Origin of the sequence: Cyanobium sp. T1G-Tous (assembly GCF_024345455.1) — a bacterium.
GTDB lineage: Bacteria > Cyanobacteriota > Cyanobacteriia > PCC-6307 > Cyanobiaceae > Cyanobium_A.
Map to the genome: position 1 here is coordinate 126650 of NZ_JAGQBD010000003.1, position 25149 is coordinate 151798.

Sequence of the window (25149 nt, forward strand, 5' to 3'; positions counted from 1 at the left end):
GATGACCACCGCCCCGAACATCGATCCCCAGTGGCACGGCCTGCTCGCGGCAGCCCTGCCAGCAAAGCAGCGACTTGAGGTGATCCTCAGGGCAGAAGACGACAATCGCCACCGTCTAACCGTTACCGCCACGCTGCGCTCCGGCACCACCCGGCAACTTGAGATCGCCTTAGCCCAGAAAACGGCCCAGACCCTTCCACCGTTTGAATCCCACCGGGTGCAGTGTTGCCTGAAGGTATGGACACCCTGGCTGATCAGGTTGCATCGGCGCATCCGATGCGACTATAGCCTCAAACTATCGATGTGTGATGGCGGCCAGCCAGGAATCGCCTCGATGGACGGAGCCGAAAGGGATGCGTTGATTCCCGACCTCTACGCCATGCAGGCAGCATTAAAGCCTGAGAAATATGGCAAACCGCTGAGCTTCTCGCGCTTTTATGCACGCTGGCAAAGGCGCCACCCCCAGGTGTTCTGGCGGGGAGGCACCACGGGCATCCGGCCGGGTGGTCCGATTGCCGATGTGAGCCGGCTAGCGACCAATACACGGGTAAAGGTGTGCCTACAGGAACGCAACACCACGGGCTGCAACATCAAGATCAGCCGCGTAGTACAGACGGATCCCGCGTTCACCACGCTGGCCGAAGCCTGGCTCCAGAGCGAGGGGATTCTGGCCGCGCCGGTGCCGGAATCGACGTTTGAGAACTATCGCTACTACCCCGATCTTCCCGGCAACGCCCTGGCCTGGGGCACGATCTTCAAGCATCTACGGGGCTGCTTGGTGTTCCGGGCACCCCAGAAACGATCGCTCTATTACTACAGGCTGATGCAGCCTGGACAGCACTACATGGAGGTGCAACCAGACTTTTCAGACCTGGACTCAGCGTTGCAGTGGGCTGAGAGCCATCCCGAACAGGCGGCCTGGATGGCCTGGTGCGGCCATCGCGTGGCCCATCGCTACCTACGCCAGATCGGCAGCCACTTCAGTGATGCCGCCCTGGCGCACATCCAACCTCTGCTCACGGCCTAATCCGGCTGGTGTGTCTTCCAGAGCTGGAGAAGTCGGTCTTTCAAAACCTGGCCAGAGCGGACTCTTTCCTCATCAAGACTGGGGAGCTGTGGGATCCGATTGATTGAAATGGCACGCTGTAAAGCTGCAATGGCCGCATCCCGATCGGGCTCGCCCCAAAAACACCCTTCCGCATCGGGGAAGGCACCGCGCCCAATCGGCGACTGCCGGGCTGGCACCAACTGCAGATTGGCAGAGGCCTGAAGATCAAGCGCCGCGCCACTGGCCGTGGCGATCACCTGCAACCCCATGGCCTGGGCTGTGCCAAGCAGGGAAGGAAATGCATAGCTGCGTTGCAATGACAGCCATCCATGCGCTTGAGCCATCAAGGGGAGGAGCTGCTCGGTGGCCGAACCAGCCAGCACCCGCACCTGCATGCAGGAATCATGGGCCGAACAGGCCTGCAGCCACTGCCATTCAGGGGCAGACGCATCGGCATGCTCCACCAGAATCTGGAGCTGCGGGCTTGGGGTGAGGGCCGAGGCTGCACCGGATGACGGGGCAGGAAAGGCTCGACGGAACACGTCCACGGCTCCGAAGGTGTTGAGCAGATGGGGCGACACCTGGCCATCCACATGGAGCAGCAGACACGGGACATCTGCCGTGGGCGCAGGGTTGATAGCAAGCTGGTTGGCGGGCCAGGGCAGCGGTGGGATCGGCCAGACCGGAGGGCTAGAGCCTGTACTGAGCGCCTGGAACACCAAGCCACTGGGGGCCCAGATCTCATCCACAAGGGCCAGCAGGGGCTGCCAGGTATCCGGCCAGTCACTCGCGATCCAGGGCCAAGCGGCGACGCCCAGGCGATCCAGCTGGGGCTCCAGCCCACGGGCCAACAACCATTCGGCATGGGCCGGAGGGGGCAGGGCGATCAGGTTGATGGCGTAGGGGCCTGGATCAGCCAAGGGCTCGCAGAGCGCCAGAGGCACCCGCGCCGCCCGAAGCGCGGCCAGCAGCGCCTGCAGCCAGAGATCGGCTTCAACACTGCCTTGCGGTGCATGAATGAGATTCACGCCGAAGGGCAAAGGGGTGCGCATGCCGCCATGGGCCCGGCGCTCAATCCAGCGCTGCAGGGCACTCTCTTGCTGCAAAAGGGGGTAGCTGGATGCGCATTGCGCAAACGCCGCCTGAAGGCGGAGATGGGGGCCCGCCGGGGGCCCAGGGTGCTGGGGGCGCAAATGGGGCTGAACGATCTGCAGCAAGGCGGCCGTAGGACGCGAAAAGAGGGCTGCTTCGGCAGCGACCTGCTCGGCAGCCTGCAGGGCTATGGCAGTGCGTTGATCGAGCAACCAGTCGCAACGAAGCTGGCAGAGATCTACGGGAGAAATCCAGGGCTTTGCTTGGCCGAAGACCTCCGCAAGATGGCCTGAAAGTGAGCAACCAGCGGGCAGCTCCGCCAGGCCGAGTTGCAGCTCCAACGCATACGCGTGCAGGCGGGTGGGAGGAGCAGACCCGAAGTGGCGCGCTAGCAGCGCCGTGGCCTCCAGGGCCACCTGGGCACGCTGGCGGCTGGTGATGGTGCTGGCGTGCAGCCGGGTGAGCCCCTGGAGATTGGGGAGGTAGCCGATGCGATCGGGGAACGCGGCAAACGCCCTGAGCCAGTAATCGAAATCAAAGGCGGTGCGCCACTTGAGATCAAAGGGGCCCAGAAGCAAGCCCATGGTGCGGCGAAACACCACTGTCGGCTGGCAGATAAAGCAGTGGGAGCGAAAGCCGCCCAGGCCCACCACCGGCTGAAGAGTGGGGTAGCGCTGGCGCGTGCCAGTGGCAGCATCAAACTCTTCGCCTTCGCCGTACACCATCAGCCAGCGAGGGTTGGCGCTCAAGGCCTGGGCGGCCCGGCCAAGGGCACCGGGGGGGGAGAGGTCGTCGGCATTGAGCCAGCCGATCAGGGTGCCGCGGGCCTGGGCGAAGGCCTTGTTCAAGGCGTCGGCAGGCCCCTGGTCGGGCCCGGGGATGATGCGCAGGCGGGCATCGGCTGACGCAAGGCCCTGAAGGACCTCCAGGGAGCCGTCGGTGGAGCACCCCTCAGCCACAATGAGCTCAAGACACTCCGGCTGAGCCAGCACCGAAGCCACGGCCTCCTGCAGAAAAGCCCCCGGGTTGAAGCAGGGCATCAACACGGAGACAGCTGGGACAACAGCCGACGGTGGGCGGGATGTCAAGAGCGCTGGAGACGCTGCCACCAAGGCATCAGCTGACGGCGCAGGGAAGGCAAAGCGATGCGTCCATCCAGGGCCAAGAAGCGCTGCTGAAAACGCCCATGCAGACGCAGCATGCGCAGCAGTACTTCCCGCTGGCCGCGCAACCAGTGCAGCTTTTCTTCCTTACGCTGATTCTCGAGAAAATAGTACTCAAGTTCTTCCTGAACCTGATGAAGTTGGAGCAACAACAGCTCAGATTCCTCTCGGGCATCAATCAACTCCTTCTGCAATCCTTCCTTCTCTCCTCTCACATCCCCTAACTCCTTCTGCAATCCTTCCTTCTCTCCTCTCACATCCCCTAACTCCTTCTCCAATCCTTCCTTCTCTCCTCTCACATCCCCTAACTCCTTCTCCAATCCTTCCTTCTCTCCTCTCACATCAGAAAGATTTTCGCGAAGGCTTGATTCTTCTGCTTGCCAAGCTTGACGATGCTTCTCGCCAATCTCACGCAACTCGCGATAGCGGTCTTCAAGGATTGTGAGACTGCGCTGGATTGCGAGGGTGTCCACGGCCTACTTTTTTACGAATCATAGGCCAGACACGCGGCTGGCTTTCCTGCAGTGGCGAGCGAGGGTTGGGGCGAATGCAAGTCGATTAGGCTCGCTTGAGGGGATCTCGGTAGCCAACCGGCCGCGCTGTAGCGCGTGGAGCCTGCGTAAAAGCTCTTCATCTCAGCAGCCGGGCACAAGCCCAAGCTCAGCTCGCCTGCTCGTCCTGCGATGGTCCCGCCCGCTAGTTGACTAAATAGGCGAGGAATCGCCGGTGGAGGGGGCTTAGTTAGAGGAGGAAAAGAGCTCCTGCTCGAAGCGCGCGATTCTGGCGTTGCTATCCTGCAGCAGCTTCATGCGCTTCTCGCTTTCGAGAATCTGCTTCTCGCTCGAGCGCAATTGCCTCTCGCTGGCGAGCGCGTTCAGTTCGAGCTTGTTCGTACGCTGCTCGATGTCGTAAACGGGTCGCCAGTTGAACATCCCCAGCAAGCGCCGCTAGGGCGCCAAGGTGGAGGCATATTCCGACCTTGTCAGGGGCCAGGAGGTTGCCGAAGTGGGAGAGGCTGTCATCGCCGTAGTTCGTGGTGAACGAAATCAGGAGCAGCAGAAACCGGCAAGAAGAGTTGACCAGCCCCGACGATCCAGCAGCCGGGGCCGCGGAACTGGAGCAGGCAACCCCGGGAGGGCGTTGGCAGCTGTCATCACCGCAGCGAGCCCGAACGACTCCATAGTAGATCTACAATGTCGAGCTGGACTCTCCACGGCTGAGGCGTCCAAGGGCGGTTGCCAGTACTACCAGGCTTCATGCTCCGCAAGTTGACGCTGACTGAGTGGGTTATGCATCTGGAGCGGTTGCCGCAGCAGCCTGGTGCGACTCTGCCGACCAACCACTGCGATAATTAGTCCATTACTGGCCACCGCCCAATGCCAACCAGCTCCACCCTCACCGAGCAGCTGGCCACCCTGGGGATCCACCTGCCGGCCTGGCCCGAGGAGCCGGAGGGAGACAGCGCCACGGGCGACTGGATCCAGCGGGGAAAGGCCTATGCGGAGGGGGTGCGGCTGTGGCGGGCGCAGCTGCGCAATGCGCCGGAGAGCACCAAGGGGGTGGTGGATCAGCTGTTGCGGTACCTGCACGACACCGGGCAAGTGGGGGTGTGGGATCAGCTGGTGTATAGCGCGATCAAGCCAGAAGTGCAGGGATCGGCGGACTATGAACGCTGGCAGGCGTGCAGCAAGTTGATTCGCTCGTCGGCGCTCACGCCGTCGCAGCTGCTTGGCATGACGCTGGAAATGGCGCGGGAACAGAGGCTGGCTGCAGCCACCTATGGCGTCAAGCGGCTGTTGAAGGAACTACCTGGCATGGGCAGGCAAGAGCGTCTGCAGCTTTGCTCAGAACTGGTAGCCACGGCCAACACCAGTCGTCTAATGACGGATGCCCAGTCGGGCTCGGCCGATTGGGAGCGAGCCGTTGGCTTGCATGAGGAGATGGTTGGCCTGCTGGCAACGGCCATCGCCGCTGAGATGCCAGCCGATTCCTCCCGGGGTGGCCATCAAAAGGAAGGAACGGGACTGCTCAGCAGGCTGGATGCCATCAACAACTGCCTTGGCAGCAAAGGCGCCCACGGGCATGCCGTGTTCATTCAGATCTGCCGCGAGAAGCTGCCTGAGCTGCTGAGTAACTGGAGAGGGGAACGACCATGGCTTGTGGAGGTGGGCTGCTCCAGGGAAATCATTGAAGGCCAGAACAGCACCGTGCAGTTGTTGGCGCTGGCTCAAGAGTTGGGTTTGCCTTTTGCCGGTATCGACTTAGACCACGCCAATATCGAAGCCCTCGAACGTGACTACAGGGAGAGCAATGCCAGCTGGATCACGGGAAAAGGAGAGGAAGAACTGCAGAAGTGGGATAGGCCGATCGCTGCCTGCTATTTAGACGCTTACGACTTTTGGCACGCCAGCCATTCAGATCTGAGACAGAAGGCGTATGTAGAGAGCTATGGCTCGCGGATTAACGACGCCGAGTGCCACACCATGCATCTGGAAGCTGCCCGCCACTGCTCCCGCCTGATTCCCCCGGGCGGACTCCTCGGATTGGACGACACCTGGATAGAGAAGGACGTGTGGGCAGGAAAAGGGGCGCTTGCTTTGCATTGGTTGCTGGATCAGGGATGGCAGCTTCTTTCTTGTGCTAATCGGGGCACTGTGCTTCTCAAGCAAGGTGTAGAGCAATGAATAGCTATATCGAGAAATTCAAACATCAGTTGCCTTTATTGAAGTATTGCGACGGGCCTGGCACGCAAGAGGATGGAATCATCAGGCATCTCCTGGGCTTGCTTGATCTTAAGAGTAATTATTTTGTTGAGTTTGGTCAGCGCAGTCTCGGGGGAGGAACACTTGGGCGCATTGCCAAAGAAAGACAAGCCAGCCTTTTGAATATTGATTCGGAAGCAGTTAAGGATGAGGTGAGAATCCCCTGGAACGATGGCCAGAAGTGGATATTGAAGAAACAATCTGTATCGCCCCTGAATATCAATCAGATTTTTGACGAATGCGGGGTCCCCGGTTCGCCGGCAGCCTGCGTGATCGACGTGGACGGGATGGATTACTGGTGCATGCTAGCGATCCTGCAGAAACGACGGCCATCCTTGCTGATTTGCGAATACAACTGCCATGTGCCTGCAGATGTTTCGGCCAGCCTCTCCTTTAACCCAAGCCATCAGTATAAAAGGGACAAGAACTACGGCGCATCTCTTCTCGCATTAAGCCAGCTGGCTCGAGACCATGGCTACCGTCTGGCCCATATTCATGGCCCCTTAAACCTCTATTTCATGCCTGAAGACTCCAAGGCATGGAAAGGAATCGAAGAGGGCTTGAATCTCAATGGGTTGGCGAACGACGATCTTGCTGGTCTTTCCAATACAAACGATTTTTATGACAGCTTTCACCCAGGCCAAAGGCCAAGCTGGTATGAATCCGATGAGCCAAACTTCAATTTGCCTCCCTGGATTCGGCTCGATCGGATTGGGGAGAAAGTTCAAACCATATCCATCGATGAGTTCAAGCTATCCGTGTATGTATCAGATCAAGGCGGTGATCATTACAAACAGAGGGGACATAAAGAAGACAGTGTCTCACCACTTTGGCGACTAATCCGCCACACGCTTGAACCAGAGGTTGTGATCGATATTGGGGCGAATTATGGATATACCGCTGCAATGCTTTGCTCCCGGCTAGGCGCCAAGAGGCTAATAGCGATTGAGCCGGACCCTCGGCTGCTTCCCATCCTTCGCGAAAATCTGAAGCAAATCACACCTGACTGCAGGGTACAGGTAGTTCAGGCAGCTGTGTCCAGTCAAGAGAGCTTCGTGACCGCGATTGGTGTTAATCCTGTCTCGACCCAGGACAATCGTGTTGTAGCACAGAAGAACTGGCAGGAGGTAGTTGTTCCCACCACCAACTTAAACAAAGTTCTCGAGTCAGTTCCCATATCTAGTCGACTCTTTATCAAGTCCGATACACAAGGCTTTGATGTGAGTGTTATCAGGTCGGGCTTCAAGGAACTTTCTAGGCGCAGTAACTGGATGCTGCGCTGCGAGTTTGCGCCGCATTGGATGGAGAGCCAAGGATTTTCTCCTGTCAATGAGCTTGAATGGCTGTGCGTAAACTTCCGGGTTTTTGAGGCTCCGTTACGGACACCATGGAATTCGCGATTAAAAGAAGTTTTCAAGAGACCTATTGAGGCGTGTGAAGCAACCTGCTTTGTAGATTATGTCAAGTCTCTCAATCATCAAGACAGGGGGTGGGTTGATCTCTATTTACTTCCCGGGGCTCAGACTCAGTAGTCTGACTTATACGCAGAGATTCGCAGTCTTCAAGGAGGACAAGGTAGTAAATGCCGCCTAGTAGCCAAAGGGCGCCAAGCCCATAAAGCATGCAAGTTCATGTTTCTATGCATTCAAAATAATAGAGCCGATAGACTCATCCTTGAAGCAAAGACTGTCAACGCCTCTTATGATTATAGCGCGCAAAGTATTTGTGTTGCTTCAGTACTAACGCAATAGTTGAGAGAATCAAGAGGAGCACGCTGGGGTGAATTGCCTATGAAAAGCAAGCCGTTCATATTCGCTTTGACAGCCTCGATATCTCGCCACATAGAGGTTCAATGTGGCCCTCTTGAGCGGTGAATGAAACAGTGAGGTCGGCGAGGCAATTACCAGCAGAGCAAAGTAGGAGATGCCCGAATAAGCAGATGCATCAGAAAGCTTGATAGACCAAAATGATTAATCCCAATAGAACAGCAGCAGGAACCAATCGCTTATCGATGCATTAGAAAATGGCCTAAGTCAATTCCCCAGAACAAGGCGTCGAGCTCGTGCATAATCGTAAAGAGCCGGCATATCAGCCTCGCTCGAATAGCAATCGAAGCTAGCTTCAACATATTCATCTAGATTATACGTGAGCTTGATTCCATCTGCAATTACTCCATAGCAGCCGTCGTCTTCAGCATTAATGCCCAAGGCTCGGACTGCGCGGTCAATGGGTGCAAAAGATGTACGTAGATAATCAGGCCGTCTTTCCGCATTTTCTCGACAGCTTGGGCTGACTGCAAGACCAAGCTTATCAAGAAGCTGTGTAGCCAGATGAATCATTACTTCATTGGCGGGATGGTTAATAACATAAAAAAGCTTTCGATTGCGATGGTGGCTTCTCAGATAATCTACAGACCGAGCATCTAGCCTGCCCTCACGCTCGCGATCTTCAAGCTTGGCAAATTCTGCACCAATAAAATTGCTATCTAACTCCACACTTGATAGCCACTGCAAAGCCTCTCGGACGGTTAGGCCATTAATATAACTTCTCACAATTCGCTCATCATGATAGTCACTGACAGGGCCTTTCAGTGTGCCTCCAGTGGGTTTGCGTAAATACATCAGCCATGGATGGTAGCCTTTAAAATAAAGCGATGGAAAAGACAAATAAGACTTATCCGGAAAACGCTTTTTAACAGAATCAATTCCAAACTCGCCAAAACTAGAGCCTATCGGCTGGTGAATCACTACCTCAGACTCAGATATCGTATGATCAAAAGCAGCTAGATCATCGGCTTTGAGCAGGTGAATTGGCTTGACCCTTAACCACTCAAGACATGGAGCTAAGGCCAATAAGAGATTGGCCATCGGACCCGATTGACAGTTCGCTATTACGGTGAATTTCATGGGAGATTTTCAGTTCTTTGGCGTATTAGAGCATAGACAAGTCTGCAGTGGCAGACCAGGTGTTTTCAGCGAAATAGGCTGGAGCCCCCTTGGAAATCCTGCGCTGAACAATGTCATAATTGGCTAGCAAGACTTTCACCGCACTAATTAATGTTAGCGGGCTAAAGTAATTCACAACCAAGCCGGAGCCGGTACGTCTAACAACATCCGCCAACCATGTATCGCCTATAACAATAACTGGTAACGTACTAATGAGTGCATCTGCTAGGATGCCAGATGTTCGATAGGTAAAAGCTGGCGCAAGGTAGGGCAATATAGCGACATCTGAAGTACTTAAAAGGTGCCAATATGTCTTATCGTCAATCTCTTCACCTAAAAATTCGACACCGAGGATAGGGGGCGTTCCTGATGGCGGGGCACCGCGGAACAGAAAGCGCTGACCCGCAGGAACCCCGAAGTGCCGCAGATGCTCTAAGAGTTCGTTACAGATCTGCCCACCTTTCTCATCGCGTGGATTACCTAATAACAACACCGATGCGAGTTGATCTTCTTTTTTATTTTTTCCTTTGACGATGCTCTTTTGGAGCAGAGAAGTGTTTACCGAATCGCTAAGACTCGGTGCCGGATTTGGAAAGACTGTGGTTGCCACGCCAAATTTGGCAAACACAAGATCGGATAGCTTATCCGTAACGCTAGCGATACGATAACTATCGACTTGTGCCACGCTCTCAGACAAGATCTCAGCAGCATTCGGCGGAAAGCGAGGTTCAGTTCGACTTAGATCTAATATTACTGATTCATGAAAAAGACATACAAAGGATTTTAGGCTGCATCCTTCTCGAAGTAGTTCTCTCCGAACAAGCTGAAGCGCCTTTAGAATTTGAACCGAGCCATAGTAGACATACAGAGAAAGCTCAGATGGCAGCGGATCATGTTGTGCTTTTATTCCGCCCAAAAGCTCATTAACAAAAGCAACAAATTGCTGTGAATCTGGAAAATCACGGCAAAAACAATAGTCTGCACGGCTTATGCTCCAGCTAAAGCATGTAAAAGTAGGCCGTGCAGGGCATGAATACAGTGAGGCGTCTTGCTTGCAGTTACACAATACGTCAACTCGCTCAAATTTGTGCTTTAATTCTGCAATTAGGTTGTTGTGCCAGCGTACATAATGACCACTCATGCCAACACCATCTGGCTCTATGACAACACAAGCTCTAGCGTTGCCTGCTCGCCTTTGAGCAGCCTTTGAACGGGCTTGTATTAGGGGTTCACTTAAATACTCTGCTGGCCTATCTCGCAGTGCTGGTATATGCGAGGGGCCGTGGTGAGCAAATCGGTACCCAGCATCTTCGCCTTGCTCCAACAAGTTTGCAAGCGTATTGCAATGCTCATAGTAATACTCGTTGTAGTCTATCGCGAAGAAGCCAGGATGCACTTCCTTAATATTACTCATCTTGTCATTTATCTGCACACTGTTTCCGTGTCCCCAAAAATATTCATCATTTTCAAGAGGTCGGCCATCACACCCAATCAAATTTATTCTGCGGGAGAAAGTTGTTGCCAATGGCAATAATAACAGTGTAAGAATATTAGCAGTTACCTTAACCAAAAAATTCTTGCCAAGATCAAGGTTGTGATGCAGTAGCGCATCAAAAGGTATGCCAATTATTCTATTCTTGTGCTCAGGAAAGCAGGAAAGAAGGAGGGGATAGTATTTAAACGGAACTACAATGATAATGCTTGTTTTCTCCAGCTGAGATTTAACTGATGACCTAAACATTCCCGCATATTCAGAAACTCCAAAGTGAAATATTGGATCAGCAAATACCAAGATCGATGGTTTACAGTAATCCATCAGATCTTGATTGAGAATCACACTATTACACGCAATCACTATCGCATCATCGTAATCGTGATTAGCGTATGATTCAACGCTTGGCCCCGTAGCTATTAGCCAAGCCGCAGGACGACGGCCAAGACGTTGCATAAGAGCTTGGAATTTATTATGGCAATCATTAATTAGCTCTGCTTTTGTATATAATAATTCGTGGGCACATTGGATATAAAATGACCCCTCTTGGCGAACTTTCTCTGAATCAACTCTAAAGGTTCTTTTTTTACACAGCTTTATGGCTTGCTCGACATCGCTATCGCCTTCTATGAATTTCAATACAACGTCTGCAACCTCTAGCAATTTATAAGCTTCGCTTGCGGATGTATTAAGTTGGAATCTAACCTTAGGCAGATAGCTATCTAATACATTTTGCACCTGGGGATCAAATTTTCTTGGTATTTTGATATCTGAAGGAGCACCAATACCTGGAGCCAATGGTACAAATAGCTGAGCATCTTCTAGGTAGGAAAAGTGCCATGCAGCACGAGCGATTAGATCACGGAGTTGCTCGAAGGATTGAACAACTGGATAGAGTTGAATACGTCTAGTCATAATTTCTAGAAGAGCCTATCATGACCTACAACTTTTTTTAGCAAATCAGGTATCTTATTGTCAAGTTTTGAGGCATACCTTTCTGCAATATCGTTAAACATTTCTAGATAAGAATTGTTGACTAATACGAGGTCGGTCTGAATTAATCTTCTACGCCGTTTCATAAAGTCGAATACTTTTTCATAGTCATCCCATAGATGGCGTCTTTGGCCAAAAAAGATTGTTTTTCCTATAGTATTGACACCCTGAGATGTAATGCAAAATAGATCTTTTATCAAGTCATTTGGCTCGCCAACGAACAGGTAGTCTGTATCAAAGGCAACAAAGCCTGCATCATAGATAAACTTTAGCAATTCAGGTTGCCCAGTGAACTCCAGCCATATAATTTTTGTGTCACTAAGCATATGATCAAGACCAATTAACGCGTCAAGCTCACCTCCCTGCAAGTCGAGCTTAAGAAAATCAATTTTACTAAAATTGAATTCCTTTAGCTTGTCGATGAGGCGGACAACAGGCACCATAATTGTTGTAATATTGTTATCCGAAGAATCTACAGCTAATTTTCCAACATAGCTGGTTCCCGGAACTCTAAAAGGATTACTACTGTCTTCGATTGTTGTACTAGTAATCTGAAAAGACGAAATCCCAGCACATGCGCCTAGTGCTTCAGGTATAAGCATAATCTTATCAGAATATCGATTAATAAAAGCAGCAGTATTGGCTGGATTTGGCTCGAAAGCTAGTAATTTCTTCTTTGGTCTGATGCAACTTCTAATTATCTGTTCAGCCGTTTCACCGAGGCCTGCACCACCATCAACAAAAGAATCAAAACACGAATCTACTCGGAAAAGATGCTCTATGATGCCGACGAAGCTATTCAGATTTAAAGATAACATCTGCATGGTAGTCGAAGCGGCGATTTTCCTATCAAGAATTAAGTTTAGATTCTAAGCCGTTGTAAAGCAACTGGGAGAAATGAGAAATCAAAGCATTCTGCTATCTTGGATAGTATTTGAACATATCTCCATATATATCTTTAGCCCCTCCATCAGAAGAATCTCTTTCGGCGCAAACGTAAGTAGTATTTGTAATATGCTTTTCATTGGCAGGCTTATTCCAAAAATGAATAAGTGGATCGCTTCCTTCTTGAATATTATTATAGCCTGCTTCTACTAAAGATTGAAAAAGTAGCTCTCGGGAGAGATGCCATCCAGTCATCCCTTTCATTGTTGCACGCATGCGTTCAGGCATTTCTTGCAGACGATTGACTTGTATTAATCCAGTTTTGTCGGTACATTGGGTCGAAAGGAAGAGCCATCGGTGACTCAAAGATGCTAAGGATTGGATAATGAAGTGGGGATATTTAAAGTGATAAAGCAAGCCAAGAAACAAAATGACATCGCATGATTCTTGAGTCCGAATAACATCCTCTAAAACTCCATTGCGGACTTCGATATTCAATCCTTCAGGCTCGATATCCTTGACAACGCGCCGATAGCGATTGGTTGCCCTAATGTCAGGCTCGATAGCCACCACATTTCCACCTCTACGAGCAATCTCTACTGAAAGGCCACATGTATTTGCACCAATATCAATTACCTTCTTCCCGCGCCAAAAATCTTGATTGTTAGAGCCAATTGATCGTTCTAATATCGAAAGAATAACTTTTGGATCCCACCATCCATCAACCAACAGAGACGAGCCATCTCTCGAATATATTTTTTGAAATCCACGGGTTTCTTCCTCGGCGTGCTGAGACATAACAAAATCAATTGGTTGGAATGAATGATAACTAAGATGTTTCTTGTTTAAGCCTGGGATTTAGGCGGAGCTAAAATGACGTTAGTCACTTAAATAGCATTTGACCATGGTTTTGCATAGATTATACCTTATCAGAACATTTCAATTCGTGTAGGTACGCCCTGGCAACTTTGGCAAAATTCCAATCTGCTGGAGTATCAATATCAACGGATTCATGGAGTGGGCTCTCATACATCATGGGCTGCTTGCCAATGCGTGCTTTGGTAAGTTCAAAACTTTCATGTGTAAAAATATAAAGATTTGAGTTCTCCTCATACCAAGGTTCAAGATTTTGAGTGGGGACAAGATTGCCCGGGTCATGGTTCACAGGGCTTCTATCGGCTCGATAGAAACGGGCCTGTACCTTGTCCACAGTGAAAAGAGAATCGGCTTTACCTACTGCCATGTTCTCTTTGAGGGCAACAATCGCTTTTTGGATTGTCTTGGCGCTGATCAAAGGGTTTGTAGTATGCGTCATGATGAATAAGTTTGCCGGGAGGTTAGACACATCATCCGCTAAAACAAGGTTCATGGACACATTGTCGCCGCAAATCTCAGGCTTGCGGTCACGGATCAGAATGCGATTCGTCTCCGTTAGGCCATTCTCTGCTAGAAGTTGGCGCGCATCTGTATTAATAACTACCTGATCAATTTCATCAACCTCAAGCAACGTATCAAGAACCCAGCGAAATAACGGCTTTCCGCAGAAGTCTCGAAAGTTTTTTCCCTTAACACGTGTGCTATTAGCCTTCATAGGCAAGAGAGCCACGATTCGTTCGGATTGAGGCTTGTTCATTCGGGAGAAATTCTGCTGCTTAGAGGCAGCCCTTTGGATGGAGTTGGATAAAAATAACTATCGCGGAGCTCGTGGCTCATTCTTTTATGGAGGTGATTGCCGCGATAACTCCCGGCATACTGGTGGTATCGATATCGAATGATCTGCTGGAATGTTTTAGGGGTCAAGGTTGTAGGCAAACCAGCAACAAGGTCACGGATTATGCCACGACTGAAATAGCGCAAGAAATCGCGACGCCTTAAGATCATTTCAGGGCAAATTTGCTGTAGAGCCAAGGCTTCCCGCTCAAAACGCCTCTGCACCTGCCTCCAGCCTTCGTGATGGATGTGGTAGACGCTGGCCTCAGCTGCGTAGCCAACTTTGCCCTGATCTGCAACCAAGCGCTTGGCAAGATGCATGTCTTCCAGGCCTGTTAGTTCTTCGTTGAACTTGAAGCGGTTCCAGGTATCAGCAGCAATAGCGCTATTCGCGTTGTTGCAATAAAAGCCTTGTTGCGGAATCGAGCTCTCTTCTGGAAAGTATTTGGCGAAGATCTGACATTCACTCCAGTACGTCTGCGGCCCCCCTACTTGACGGCCATAGCAGTATTGAACAAACCCTTGTGTAAGTGGTTGAACAAGATTCTGCAGCCAGTGATGATCACACGGAATGCAGTGGCCGCTGATAAAGGCCAAATAGGTACCCTGTGCTGCTTCGCAGGCACGGTTCAGGCTGCGGCCAAACGAAAACTCTTCGCGGCTGATATGTAGAATCCGGCAATTGTAGTTTTTGGCAACTGTGAGGGTATTATCCGTTGAGCCCGAATCGATCAGTATGACCTCACACGAGAAGGCTGACTTTTGGCTGGCAATGCTGCTGAGCAGCTCAGGCAAGTAGCGCTCCTCGTTCAGAGTGCGAATAACGATCGAGACATCTGGCTTGGTCATAGATGGATCATCGACGCATCAATCAGCTCAAACGGCCACGACATGCTCTCGTAAACCGCCTCGATTTCCTTTGGGCTCGTGCTATTGACGGCAAACATGTCCCAGTGAACTGGCACCACCTGTTCAATTCCCACTTCGGCTGCCAAGCCAAATGCTTCTCGGATGCTCATGTTGCCTACAATGCCCATGCGTCGCCGGAAGAAATTATCCTCATTCACGGGCAGCAAAGCTGTATCGATTGGTGCGGCGAGCTTCAATGCCGCGAGCAGCTCATCGCATACGGCCGTATCCCCAGCTAAATAGAGTTTCTGATATTGGCGCCGGAAAAGATAACCCACAGCCAAGAGCTGGCCGTTTTGATCGAGACGGATCTTGGGGTGGGCTGCTGGCATGGCTTGCACCGTGAGCTCCTCACCCAGATCCAGCTCAGCTACCGGGGTAGGAAGGATCCGCTCTTGAGCAATTCCCCACTGCTCGAGCTGCCGACGAACGCCAAGCGGGCCTACAAAACGAGCCTGGGGGCTGGCTTGAGACAAGGTCGGCAGCGTATGAGGATCACAGTGGTCCATATGGTCATGGGTGATCAACACCCAATCAACAGACGTGAGCTCCTCGGGTTGGTATGGGATTGGCACCTGGCGTACCAGATCAGGCGCCTCCAACTCCTGCACTGAATTGCTCAGGTAAGGATCCACCAACACTGTGAGATCGGCGATGTCGATTCTCAGGCCCGTCTGGCCTAGGTGCTCGATACGGGCCTTGTTGAGTGTGCTCATGCTGTTGGCTCCTGCAGAAAATCTGCCAAAAGCTGAATTGCCTTGTGGCTGGTGCGCTCCACACCATCCACCGTATTGGACGCATTGTGCGAGCCAAAGATGCAGGCCGGATGGCTGCGCAGGGGTGAATCCAACGGCAGCGGCTCCTGCTCAAACACATCCAGGGCCGCCGAATGCACCTGGCCACTGGCGAGCGCCGCAATCAGCGCTTGCTCATCAATTACAGGCCCGCGCCCCACATTCACCAGCCTTACGCCAGGTTTCATGGCCGCAAACGCTTCTGCGTTGAGCAGGTGATGGCTCGAGGCGGTCAGCGCGCAATTCACCACCACAAAATCCGCCTCTCCAAGCCGCTCTGGCCATGCCGCCAGGCTCACGCCAGCTTCCAGGCTGCTGGGCTCCACAAACGGGTCGTAGGCGATCACCGCCATGTCGGCCGCCAGTAGCCGCCGTGCCGTGTTGCGGCCGATATCGCCATAGCCCACCACAGCCACCGTGCGCCCGGCCAGAGACAGGCCACGCGGTTTGGGCCAACTGCCTGCGCGTACACCCCGATCAATTTCCACGGTGTGGCGGGCCAGGGCAATCACATAGCCCACCGCCACATCGGCCACCTCGCCGCCAAACATGCCTGGCGTGTTGATGATCGGGATCCCTAGGGCCTCGCAGGCCTTGAAATCCACGTTGTCTACGCCGATGCCCCACTTCACCGCCGCTTTCAGCGACCCGCGTTGGCCCGCCTCAAACACCTGCTGCGTAGCGGGGTCATCGCCGATGATCCAGCCGTCAAACTGCGGCAACAGTTCGATCAGCTCAGCTTCGCTGAGGGTCTGGGTGACCTCTTCGGGCACCAGCTCCAGCCCCAGCTCCCGGGCTGGAGCCACAAAAGCTTCCAACATGCCGAGCATCGGCGGACAGGTGACGAGGACGCGATGGGCTGCCATGGGGTTCAAGCGGGATCGTGCAGGCGGCTGTGAATACCACCGCCCAGCGATAGCACACAGCCATTGAGGAAGCGGTTGGCTGGATCGAGCAGAAACAACACGGCGCGGGCCACATCCGCGGGGCTGCCAATGGCACTCGTGGGATGGAAGGCCTCCAGCTGGGCTTTCAACTCAGGGGCGCCGGCGAAGCCGGCCTCGAGCATGGGCGTGGCGATCGCCGCCGGCTCAATTGCGTTCACGCGCACCGATCCCCCCAGCTCCACCGCCATCGCCCGCGTGAGCCCAGCCAGTGCTGCCTTGCTGGTGGCATAGGCCGTGAAACCAGGCTTGGTGAGCTGGCTGTGGATGCTGCCGATGTGCACGATCGAACCGTGTTGGCGCTTGAGCTCGGGAAGCAGGGCTCTGCTGATCGCCACAGGTGCCAGGAGGTTGACTGCCATTGTTTCATGCCAGTCGCTTGCGGAGAGCTGTTCAAAGCTGCCCAGGCGTTGCAGGGCTGCGTTATGCACAATCGACATAACATCTGCACTTTCTGTAGCGGAGAGCACAGCAGCCTTGAAGGCTTCTAGTTGATTTGGCTCCTGGTTCAGGGTCGCCAGGTCAGCGGGAATCCAGCCTCGGCAGTGCTGGCGGATGCTGGTGGCTGGAGATGTGGATGGGTGATCGGAACCGAGCACAGCCCAACCGGCCTCAGATAGTGCCTCCACCAGGCCTGCGCCGATGCCTCCGGCTGCACCGGTGACTAACACTGCTTTCGCCATCAGCCGCCACCCTCCAAGGGGTTGGCCGTGCCATATCCGTTGGGGTTGGCGCTCTGCCAGGCCCAGCCATCGCGGCACATCTCCGCCAGGCCGCGCCGCGTGCGACAGCCCAGGCGCTGGGCGGCCAAGGCCGGATCGGCCACGCTGCTGGCGGCATCACCGGGGCGGCGCGCCACCAGCTCGTAGGGCACCGGGCAGCCGCTGGCGCTTGCAAACGCCGCCACCACTTCCAGCACCGAGTGCCCTTGGCCGCTGCCCAGATTCAGGGTGAGCAGCTGGGGCTCTTCTGAGAGCAGGGTGTCGAGCGCCGCGCGGTGGCCCTCCGCCAGGTCCATCACATGGATGTAGTCGCGCACGCCGCTGCCATCGGCGGTGGGCCAATCGCCGCCGAACACCTGCAGGCGCTCACGGCGACCGACCGCCACCTGGCTCACAAACGGGAACAGGTTGTTGGGGATGCCGCGCGGGTCTTCACCGATGCGGCCGCTGGGGTGGGCCCCCACCGGGTTGAAATAGCGCAGCCGGGCAATGCGCCAGCCTGCCTCGCTTGCTGATAGATCATCCAGCAGCTGCTCCACCGCCGCCTTGCTGTGACCGTAGGGGTTGATCGGCCTGATCGGGGCCGTTTCCGGGATCGGCACCTGCTCAGGCATGCCGTAGAGGGTGGCGCTGCTGCTGAACACCAGGGTGCGGCAGCCCTGGGCCTGCATGGCCGCCAGCAGCTGGCGGGAGCCGCCCAGGTTCACATCCCAGTAGCGCAGGGGGTGTTGCACCGATTCCCCCACGGCCTTGAGCCCGGCGAAGTGGATCACGGCCTCGATGGGCTGGCCGGCCGGAGCAGCAGCAAAAGCCCGTTCCAGATCGTCGCGGATTCGAATGTCTCCTGTTGCCACCGTGAGGCGTGCCTCGGCATCTGGCCCCGCCAGCTCCAGCAAGCGTCTGAGGCTCTCGGGGGAGCTGTTGGCGAAGTTGTCGAGCACCACCAGGCTGTGGCCGGCCTCTAGCAGCACCAGGGCGGTGTGGCTGCCGATGAAGCCGGCGCCACCGGTGATCAGAATCGATGTCATCGCAGCACCTCCTCGAGCCGGCCTTTTTCAAACACGGTGCAGGCACCATCCACTGTGCAATCGATGATGCGCCGTCCGGCGGCTTCGAAGGTTTCCCGTGCCATCGAGTAGAAGCGCTCAGAATTGGCCAGATCAGGATTATCCCAGGTGTGGCCGCTGAAGTAGCTGGAGTCGAAATGGTTGGGATCTGGTCCAGAGAGCTCTCGGGGCTCATTAGGGGCCCCTTCAAATGAGTAGCGATGATCCATACCCACGATCACAACCGCCTCAAAACCCATGAAGAAGGCAATTTGCAGGGCAGCGAAAGTCACTGTGTAGCCCTCAAAGAAACCAGCACACAAGTTTTCATGGAATCGCCGCTCCGGACTGGAAGGAAGCAAGTAAGTAAGAGCCGATTCAGGCAAGGGATTGTCAGCTCCTAAATCCCTCAAAAAACGGATACAGTTCAAGCGTTGAATCTCACGTGCACTCTGCTCGATTACGCGACGATTTATCGCCGAATAATAGCGCGGATAAAAACGAAGTCTTTTGAAGCCAAGATAGATCTTGTTCAGCCCCATGCTCACTTCATTTCGAATCAGAGAAAAGTCGGTTTGATTCAAGGAAGGGCCGTTGCATACCAGCACCATCCGTTCGCCGCGATGGCACTCACGGAAGCGGTTGAGCCGTGGCTTCAGATAAGCCTGCTGACCGGTCACAAACGCACCAAATTTTCACTGAGGTGCTCGCGAAATGCAGCCACCGTGTCTACGAGCCCATCCGCCAGCGGAATCCGCGCCCGCCAGCCCAAAGCGGCCAGCCGGCTCACATCCAGCTGTTTCTTCGGGGTGCCGTCAGGCTTGCTCGTATCCCAAGTGATCTCACCCCTGAACCCTGTGGCGTTCGCCACTGTCTCCGCCAGCTGGCGGATGCTCAAGTCCACACCCGTGCCCACGTTCAGGAACTGCAGCTGATCCGGGGCCGGCTGCCAATGCTCCAGGGCAAACACACAGGCCTCGCCCAGGTCGTCCACATGCAGGAATTCCCGCAGCGGCGTGCCCGTACCCCAGCAGGTCACGGTTGGGGCGTTCGCCTCTGCGGCCTCATGGAAACGGCGGATCAGCGCCGGCAGCACGTGGCTGTTTTCGGGGTGGTAGTTGTCACCCGGCCCATAGAGATTTGTGGGCATCAGGCTGATCGCATCAAAGCCGTGCTGTTTGCGCAGGGCTTCGCAGAGCTTGATGCCAGTGATCTTGGCGATCGCGTACCACTCGTTGGTGGGCTCCAGCGGCCCAGTGAGAAGGGCTTCCTCGCGGATCGGCTGCTCGGCGAACTTCGGATAGATGCAGCTGCTGCCTAGAAACAGCAGGCGTCGCACACCGCTGCGCCAGGCCGTTTCGATCACGTTGGTCTGGATCTTGAGGTTGTCCAGCAGGAAATCAGCCGGGTAGTTGCTGTTGGCCTGGATGCCACCCACCTTGGCGGCGGCCAGCACCACCACCGTGGGCTGGTGCTCGGTAAACCAGCGCTGCACGGCGGGGCCGTCTTCCAGATCCAGTTCGGCGCGGCTGGCCGTGAGCAAGTTGCTGTAGCCCGCCCGCTGCAGCGCCCGGCAGATGGCGCTACCCGCCATGCCACGGTGACCGGCTACAAAGATGCTGTCGGGAGGGGTGATCAGGCCAGCCATCAGCCCTTGTCTCCAGCTGCGGCCACCGCCAAAGGATTGGTGGGCGGGTTCTCCATGGATCCAACCACGTTGAAGCCCTTCAGGCGCAGGATCGCCTCCTTGCGGGCTTCCTCCCGATCCGCCGCCACCATCTCGCCCACCAGTTGCTCAAGTGTTGTGGTGGGGGTCCAGCCCAACTTCTCGCGGGCCTTGCTGGGATCGCCCAGCAGGGTCTCCACCTCAGCTGGGCGGAAATAGCGCGGATCGATCCGCACCACCACCTCGCCGCTGCTGCGCCGCCCCACTTCTTCGATGCCGCTGCCCTGCCATTCGATCGCACCCCAGCCCAGCTCGGCGGCGGCCAGCTCAATGAAACTCCGCACCGATTCCTGCCGCCCTGTGGCAATCACAAAATCTTCCGGGGTGCCGGGCTGCTGCAGCATGCGCCACTGCATCTCCACATAATCCCTGGCGTGACCCCAGTCGCGTAGCGAATCAAGGTTACCCATATATAAACAATCTTCCAAACCTTCATTGATTCGCGCTAGTCCCCGAGTGATTTTGCGAGTTACAAACGTTTCACCGCGCCGCGGTGATTCGTGGTTAAACAAAATGCCATTGCAGGCATACATGCCGTAGGCCTCGCGGTAGTTCACCGTGATCCAGTATGCGTAAAGCTTGGCCACCCCGTAAGGACTACGAGGATAGAAAGGCGTTGTTTCCCTCTGGGGGATCTCCTGCACCAGGCCGTAGAGCTCGGAAGTGCTGGCCTGGTAGATGCGGGTTTTATTGCTTAGCCCCAGCATCCGCACCGCCTCCAAGATCCGCAGCGTGCCCAGAGCATCGCTGTTGGCGGTGTATTCCGGCGCCTCAAAGCTCACCGCCACATGGCTCTGGGCACCGAGGTTATAGATCTCATCGGGCTGCACCTGCTGAATGATCCGGATCAGATTTGTGCTGTCCGTTAGATCGCCGTAGTGAAGGCTCAGCCGTGGATCACTTTCATGGGGATCTTGGTATAGGTGATCGATGCGGGCGGTATTGAAGCTGCTAGCGCGGCGCTTGATACCGTGCACCGCGTAGCCCTTCTCCAGCAGCAGCTCGGCCAGATAGGAGCCGTCTTGCCCAGTGATGCCGGTGATCAGAGCCGTTTTCATCATTGCCTCCATGTACAGCAATTTTCCCACAGCCAGCAGCAGCGCTCAATGTCAGAACCCTTGCCTCCTATCTCCAGGCAAGCCATCAAGCGCTGGGGCAACCACCTGGGACTTCGCCTCCCCGCTGCCTTGGCCCATGAGGCAGTGGAGCTCACCCTGGTGTTGGCGGGTGAGTTTCGATCACATGGGTCTGGAGCTTCAGGGTCCCCAGTAGAAAATCGGCGGGGTAGCTCTGACTGCGAAAATGCTCTTCACGCCTGTGCTCGTAGTAGAGCCAACCGCTCCAGACCTTCAAATCGCTCAAAATCGCGATCGAAACTCACCAGCCGCCATCCATTGGCCATCGCCACGGCGGCCAGGTAGGCATCGGTGCAGAGGCCTGCTGCTCCCAGTAGTGCAAGGCCTGGCGGTGATGGCTGTGGTCGGGGCAGGCCAGCGCCAGCCACACATTCAGATCCGGAAGGTCAACCGTGGTGCTCACGCGTCAAGCAGGTCGAACAGAAGATAGCCAAGGGCCCCTCTACGCGGGGCAGGGTGTGCGCCGAACGCTTCGAGCCGGAGCCGGCGGGCGTGGCATTCAGGCGCACAAACAGGGGATCCGGAAGCTCCAGGGTGGTACGCATCACAACCAGGGAGCGATGTGCGAATTTTAGTGCGCATCACCCCTGGCCTCTGCGGGCCTTCTCGGCCGCCATCGGGTTGGTCGGCAGTAGTGGGGAATCACCCAGCAGGATTTCCACCTCCCCCTCCAGTGACCGCAGCCATACCTTGATCGTGATGGCATTGTTGAACATTCTGTTCAACAACTCAGGAGTGCAGGAAAGCCTTTGCCTTTGCTCAGCGGATCGGGCACACAGCCAGTGGTCATAGCTGACAAAACGAGCCGGAACAGAGCGAGCGCGGTGACCGGGCAGAACAAATGATGCTTGCTGCGGCGTTTGGTTGTCGTCATTAGATCCCTCTCCCGCGCCCCAGGAACAGATAGCGGTAGGTAAGTCGTGGCATGAACGATTCCGTACAAGCTGTACTGAACCCTGAGTAGCAGATCAAGGGTTCTTGACTGTTGGCTGAAGGTTCAGCCGCCCAGCCACCAGGGCCAGTTGCCGATCGAAGCTGATCAAAGCCCCACAGCCCTCGCTTCGAGCCAGATGGAGCGCATCGGCAAAGTCCATGCCCTGCCGGTGCCACTCCAAGGCTCGCCTCACGAGCTCTTCCTGCTCCACATGGAGATGGCGGATGGCGAGTAGTCCCTCAAAGGCCGTGATCACGGCTTCACGAGACAATTTGTAGGCACCACGCAGCACCCACTCCAGCTCCAGGGCCACGGTGATCGGCACAAAACAGGCGGCGCTGGCATCGATCAGCGCTGCCGCCTGCTCAGCCTGAGCCGGATCGTCGTTCACCAGCAGGCGCACCAGCACGTTGGTGTCGAGCGCCACAGGCAAACTCATGCTTCGGCGAAGCGTGCCGGATCCATCTGCTCCAAGCTCAACGGTGGCCCCTGGTATCCAGCGCAGCCGATCAAGGCGCGGGCAGAGCGGCTTTTTTCGCGGTCCTCGGGAACCAGGCGCAGCCCATCAGCCTCCAGGCTCAACGCCAGCCGATCGCCTGGCTGTAAACCCAATAGCTGACGCAACCGTGCCGGGATCACCAGCTGGCCCTTGGATGACAGGGTGAGCAGCGCATCCATAGCGCCATCGTTCGAACGTCTTACCAGTGTAAGGCGGCTGCGTGAACTGAGCGGATGACGCGGTCATTGAACCAGCTATTGGCGACCAGCCAGGCGGCAGGGATTGCGCGCGTGGTCGTGCTCCACCAGAGCGGAAGCTTCTCCTGAGGTTTTGACCGCCGCGCCCATCAGCTTCCGTGATGGCTGCGGTCGGGACAGGCCAGCGCCAGCCACACATTCAGATCCGGTAGGTCAACCGTGGTGCTCACGCTTCAAGCAGGTCGAACAGCGCAGCGTTGCTGAGTTGCTGGCCGGAGATGACCAAGGGCACCTCCACGCGAGGCTGAGCGTTGAGGCCCTGCTGCACATAGCTGCGCAACAACTGCTTCAGGCTGAGGCGCTCGCTGACCGCCCGGGCCTTCAGGCGCGCAAACAGCGGGTCTGGAAGCTCCATGGTGGTAGGTACCACAACTCGAAAAAGCTATGCGCATTTTAGTGCGCATCAGCCCTGGCCTCTGCGGGCGTTTCCACCTCCGCCTCCAGTGACCGCAGCCATGCCTTGGTCGCCATGGTGTTGTTCAACCTTCTGTTCAACAACTCAGGAGTGCAGGAAAGCCTTTGGCTCTGCTCAGCAGATCGGGCATATCACCACACGAATTCCGCGCTACGCCCCAGCACCCGCCTACCTAGTTGACATCAGGATGCTTATCCCAGATCCAACCAACCGCGCAGGGCCAGATCCAATTCCGCCATCGCTGCCGGCTCGAGCACACCGATCACCTCACCAATCGCGGCCATGGGCACCGTGCACAGCTTGTCGGTCATCAGCTGAGAGGGTTTGCGCAATCCGTTGCCCGGCGTTGGCTGCACGGTGAGGCGCACGAGTGGGGCCTCAATCAGGGTGCTCGTCAACGGACACAGCGTCACACTCGGGTGATCCTGCAACCAGCGATTGGCCTGCACCACTACCGCAGGCCTTGGCTTACCTGAATAGGCACTTGGCCGTCATGCCGTCCAGTCAGACCAATCGGGCACCTGTTCACTCCAATGGCTTGAGCCGGCTTGCTGGCGGATCAGCTGCGACTGACGCAGGGCCTCTTCACCCCCACTGAAGCGATCCACGTAGAGGGCGATGGCTTCTCGCACACAGGTACTGCGACTCTTACCAAGACTGATCGCCAGCTGGTCCAGCCGGCGTTCCAATTCAGGCTCAACCCGTACGCCGACCGCCATGGCGTTGTTCAACATATTGTTCAACAACATAGGAGGACTGCAAGCCATTGGCTCTGTTCAGCGGATCGCGCGCGGTGACCGGGGAGAACAACAGCTTCCCTGGCGATCACGCGTCAAGCAGGTCGAACAGCGCAGCGTTGCTGAGCTGCTGGCCGGAGATGGCAATCCTAATTCGCGCCGACGCCTCCTGCCCTAGCAGACACCTCCGAGCTCGGCCATGCCGCCGGAGAAGGAGGGACACAGCGGCTATTCCCTGGACAGTGCATTTGTACTATGATTGATGGTGTCGTGATCAGCTCGGGCTGTTTAGGGTGAGTGGAGAGTTTCAAGATTTGGATTCGCCACCGTCCTGGTGGCGGCTTGGATTCGACGGCAAAGCCCTGTTGGAAGCCTTTGTAGGAAGTGTTGTTGGCCTGATTGCTCTCTTCTCCTCCTATGACCACGTCAACCTCCCCCTCCGCCAGCTCCCACTCCCCCAGCAGTGGGGCGTCTGGCTCATCGCTCTCTCCCTTCCGCTCGTTTTTGTCGATGCTCAACTGGCGGCGCGATCCCGTCAGAGAGATGCAGATCGAGCTCTCAGAACAGAGAACGAAGCAGCTGAGGAGCGAAACCGAGCGGATCGAGAAAGAAATCGAGCAGCTGAAGAGAGACAACGCGTTGCTCAGCTGGATGCACTCCGAAATAGACTTGATCGAGGCCGACTTGCCTTCCAGCTCGACCCCTCCGCCAGCAATCGCCGCACGCTCCAGCGACTATTGAACCTGCTCAACAGCCCAGGGATGGCTGAGTTGTATCGCGGTTGAGCTCAGGCCGCTGCCTCCAGCAGAGAATCTCCTGCGGTCTTAACCACCTTCAAGAGCAGCATGCAGCTGCCGGTGAGAAGGATTTTCATGCAGCCTTGAGCTCCATCGGGCTCAGCGCCGAGAGATCCCGCCGCTGGCGGGCCTGCCAAGAGCCC

Annotated in this window: 29 protein-coding genes and 1 pseudogene; 5 read left to right on the forward strand and 25 right to left on the reverse strand. The window is 55.5% G+C overall.

Annotation, left to right across the window (positions count from 1 at the left end; genetic code table 11):
• The first annotated feature begins 1 nt into the window (after position 1).
• Positions 2-1027 carry a glycosyltransferase family 90 protein gene (locus KBY75_RS03375; protein ID WP_255022955.1) on the forward strand — a complete coding sequence of 342 codons (1026 nt, stop codon included), beginning with the start codon at positions 2-4 and terminating at the stop codon, positions 1025-1027.
• Here KBY75_RS03375 and KBY75_RS03380 read toward each other — a convergent pair.
• The 3 genes from KBY75_RS03380 to KBY75_RS03390 all read right to left on the reverse strand — a co-directional run bounded on the left by KBY75_RS03380 (position 1024) and on the right by KBY75_RS03390 (position 4235).
• On the reverse strand, positions 1024-3186 hold the full coding sequence (locus tag KBY75_RS03380; RefSeq protein WP_255022956.1) for a glycosyltransferase: 2163 nt from the start codon (positions 3184-3186) through the stop codon (positions 1024-1026). The two genes, KBY75_RS03375 and KBY75_RS03380, sit on opposite strands and share 4 nt — an antisense overlap.
• Before the next feature lie 38 nt (positions 3187-3224).
• Positions 3225-3776 carry a hypothetical protein gene (locus KBY75_RS03385; protein WP_255022957.1) on the reverse strand — a complete coding sequence of 184 codons (552 nt, stop codon included), beginning with the start codon at positions 3774-3776 and terminating at the stop codon, positions 3225-3227.
• A 264-nt stretch (positions 3777-4040) separates the two neighbouring features.
• Positions 4041-4235 (reverse strand): hypothetical protein, encoded by a 195-nt coding sequence (locus KBY75_RS03390; RefSeq protein ID WP_255022958.1) that lies wholly within the window; start codon positions 4233-4235, stop codon positions 4041-4043.
• Positions 4236-4679: 444 nt separating this feature from the next.
• Between KBY75_RS03390 and KBY75_RS03395 the strand changes: the two genes are divergently transcribed.
• Both KBY75_RS03395 and KBY75_RS03400 read left to right on the forward strand, forming a co-directional pair.
• The gene (locus tag KBY75_RS03395) at positions 4680-5987 is read left to right on the forward strand and encodes a hypothetical protein (RefSeq protein ID WP_255022959.1); all 1308 of its coding nucleotides are present in this window, start codon (positions 4680-4682) and stop codon (positions 5985-5987) included.
• Entirely contained in the window at positions 5984-7597 is a 1614-nt protein-coding gene (locus tag KBY75_RS03400) for an FkbM family methyltransferase (protein WP_255022960.1), read from the forward strand. Before KBY75_RS03395 ends, KBY75_RS03400 begins: the two co-directional genes overlap by 4 nt.
• 501 nt (positions 7598-8098) lie before the next feature.
• On the opposite strand, the gene KBY75_RS03405 is transcribed toward KBY75_RS03400, so the two are convergent.
• The 22 genes and pseudogenes from KBY75_RS03405 to KBY75_RS03505 all read right to left on the reverse strand — a co-directional run bounded on the left by KBY75_RS03405 (position 8099) and on the right by KBY75_RS03505 (position 24191).
• Positions 8099-8971, reverse strand: a complete 873-nt coding sequence (locus tag KBY75_RS03405; protein ID WP_255022961.1) for a WcbI family polysaccharide biosynthesis putative acetyltransferase — start codon at positions 8969-8971, stop codon at positions 8099-8101.
• 25 nt (positions 8972-8996) lie between these two features.
• Positions 8997-11417, reverse strand: coding sequence for a hypothetical protein (locus KBY75_RS03410; protein ID WP_255022962.1), 2421 nt, complete (start codon positions 11415-11417; stop codon positions 8997-8999).
• A 5-nt stretch (positions 11418-11422) separates the two neighbouring features.
• A complete protein-coding gene (locus tag KBY75_RS03415; RefSeq protein WP_255022963.1) occupies positions 11423-12319 on the reverse strand; it encodes an FkbM family methyltransferase in 897 nt (298 codons plus the stop codon).
• A gap of 94 nt (positions 12320-12413) precedes the next feature.
• Positions 12414-13178 (reverse strand): bifunctional 2-polyprenyl-6-hydroxyphenol methylase/3-demethylubiquinol 3-O-methyltransferase UbiG, encoded by a 765-nt coding sequence (locus KBY75_RS03420; RefSeq protein ID WP_255022964.1) that lies wholly within the window; start codon positions 13176-13178, stop codon positions 12414-12416.
• A gap of 121 nt (positions 13179-13299) precedes the next feature.
• Positions 13300-14013 carry an acylneuraminate cytidylyltransferase family protein gene (locus KBY75_RS03425; protein ID WP_255022965.1) on the reverse strand — a complete coding sequence of 238 codons (714 nt, stop codon included), beginning with the start codon at positions 14011-14013 and terminating at the stop codon, positions 13300-13302.
• A complete protein-coding gene (locus KBY75_RS03430; protein ID WP_255022966.1) occupies positions 14010-14939 on the reverse strand; it encodes a glycosyltransferase family 2 protein in 930 nt (309 codons plus the stop codon). The genes KBY75_RS03425 and KBY75_RS03430 overlap by 4 nt, the downstream gene beginning before the upstream one ends.
• Entirely contained in the window at positions 14936-15715 is a 780-nt protein-coding gene (locus tag KBY75_RS03435; protein ID WP_255022967.1) for an MBL fold metallo-hydrolase, read from the reverse strand. Before KBY75_RS03435 ends, KBY75_RS03430 begins: the two co-directional genes overlap by 4 nt.
• Positions 15712-16659, reverse strand: coding sequence for a phosphoglycerate dehydrogenase (locus KBY75_RS03440; RefSeq protein ID WP_255022968.1), 948 nt, complete (start codon positions 16657-16659; stop codon positions 15712-15714). Before KBY75_RS03440 ends, KBY75_RS03435 begins: the two co-directional genes overlap by 4 nt.
• A gap of 5 nt (positions 16660-16664) precedes the next feature.
• Entirely contained in the window at positions 16665-17420 is a 756-nt protein-coding gene (locus tag KBY75_RS03445; RefSeq protein ID WP_255022969.1) for an SDR family NAD(P)-dependent oxidoreductase, read from the reverse strand.
• On the reverse strand, positions 17420-18487 hold the full coding sequence (gene galE / locus KBY75_RS03450) for a UDP-glucose 4-epimerase GalE (RefSeq protein ID WP_255022970.1): 1068 nt from the start codon (positions 18485-18487) through the stop codon (positions 17420-17422). Before galE ends, KBY75_RS03445 begins: the two co-directional genes overlap by 1 nt.
• Positions 18484-19185 (reverse strand): hypothetical protein, encoded by a 702-nt coding sequence (locus KBY75_RS03455; RefSeq protein WP_255022971.1) that lies wholly within the window; start codon positions 19183-19185, stop codon positions 18484-18486. Before KBY75_RS03455 ends, galE begins: the two co-directional genes overlap by 4 nt.
• Positions 19182-20153: a GDP-L-fucose synthase gene (locus tag KBY75_RS03460; protein WP_255022972.1), complete on the reverse strand. Its 972-nt coding sequence runs from the start codon at positions 20151-20153 to the stop codon at positions 19182-19184. Before KBY75_RS03460 ends, KBY75_RS03455 begins: the two co-directional genes overlap by 4 nt.
• Positions 20153-21292, reverse strand: a complete 1140-nt coding sequence (gmd, locus tag KBY75_RS03465; protein ID WP_255023023.1) for a GDP-mannose 4,6-dehydratase — start codon at positions 21290-21292, stop codon at positions 20153-20155. Before gmd ends, KBY75_RS03460 begins: the two co-directional genes overlap by 1 nt.
• Positions 21293-21540: 248 nt before the next feature.
• Entirely contained in the window at positions 21541-21633 is a 93-nt protein-coding gene (locus KBY75_RS15435) for a hypothetical protein (RefSeq protein ID WP_396097910.1), read from the reverse strand.
• Entirely contained in the window at positions 21609-21770 is a 162-nt protein-coding gene (locus KBY75_RS03470) for a hypothetical protein (RefSeq protein ID WP_315859046.1), read from the reverse strand. Before KBY75_RS03470 ends, KBY75_RS15435 begins: the two co-directional genes overlap by 25 nt.
• The gene (locus KBY75_RS03475) at positions 21754-21912 is read right to left on the reverse strand and encodes a hypothetical protein (protein ID WP_255022973.1); all 159 of its coding nucleotides are present in this window, start codon (positions 21910-21912) and stop codon (positions 21754-21756) included. Before KBY75_RS03475 ends, KBY75_RS03470 begins: the two co-directional genes overlap by 17 nt.
• Before the next feature lie 36 nt (positions 21913-21948).
• A complete protein-coding gene (locus KBY75_RS03480) occupies positions 21949-22083 on the reverse strand; it encodes a hypothetical protein (protein WP_255022974.1) in 135 nt (44 codons plus the stop codon).
• A 252-nt stretch (positions 22084-22335) separates the two neighbouring features.
• Positions 22336-22740, reverse strand: coding sequence for a type II toxin-antitoxin system VapC family toxin (locus tag KBY75_RS03485; RefSeq protein ID WP_254937367.1), 405 nt, complete (start codon positions 22738-22740; stop codon positions 22336-22338).
• Complete coding sequence (locus tag KBY75_RS03490; protein ID WP_254937366.1) at positions 22737-22979, reverse strand: AbrB/MazE/SpoVT family DNA-binding domain-containing protein; 243 nt, start codon at positions 22977-22979, stop codon at positions 22737-22739. Before KBY75_RS03490 ends, KBY75_RS03485 begins: the two co-directional genes overlap by 4 nt.
• Before the next feature lie 244 nt (positions 22980-23223).
• The gene (locus KBY75_RS03495) at positions 23224-23412 is read right to left on the reverse strand and encodes a hypothetical protein (RefSeq protein WP_255022975.1); all 189 of its coding nucleotides are present in this window, start codon (positions 23410-23412) and stop codon (positions 23224-23226) included.
• Positions 23413-23663: 251 nt separating this feature from the next.
• Positions 23664-23936: pseudogene (locus KBY75_RS03500) on the reverse strand (type II toxin-antitoxin system PemK/MazF family toxin); the annotation flags it as partial.
• 27 nt (positions 23937-23963) lie between these two features.
• The gene (locus tag KBY75_RS03505) at positions 23964-24191 is read right to left on the reverse strand and encodes a ribbon-helix-helix protein, CopG family (protein WP_255022976.1); all 228 of its coding nucleotides are present in this window, start codon (positions 24189-24191) and stop codon (positions 23964-23966) included.
• Between KBY75_RS03505 and KBY75_RS03510 the strand changes: the two genes are divergently transcribed.
• Entirely contained in the window at positions 24190-24387 is a 198-nt protein-coding gene (locus KBY75_RS03510) for a hypothetical protein (protein WP_255022977.1), read from the forward strand. The genes KBY75_RS03505 and KBY75_RS03510 overlap by 2 nt on opposite strands.
• 326 nt (positions 24388-24713) lie before the next feature.
• Positions 24714-24950, forward strand: coding sequence for a hypothetical protein (locus KBY75_RS03515; RefSeq protein ID WP_255022978.1), 237 nt, complete (start codon positions 24714-24716; stop codon positions 24948-24950).
• Positions 24951-25149 lie beyond the last annotated feature (199 nt).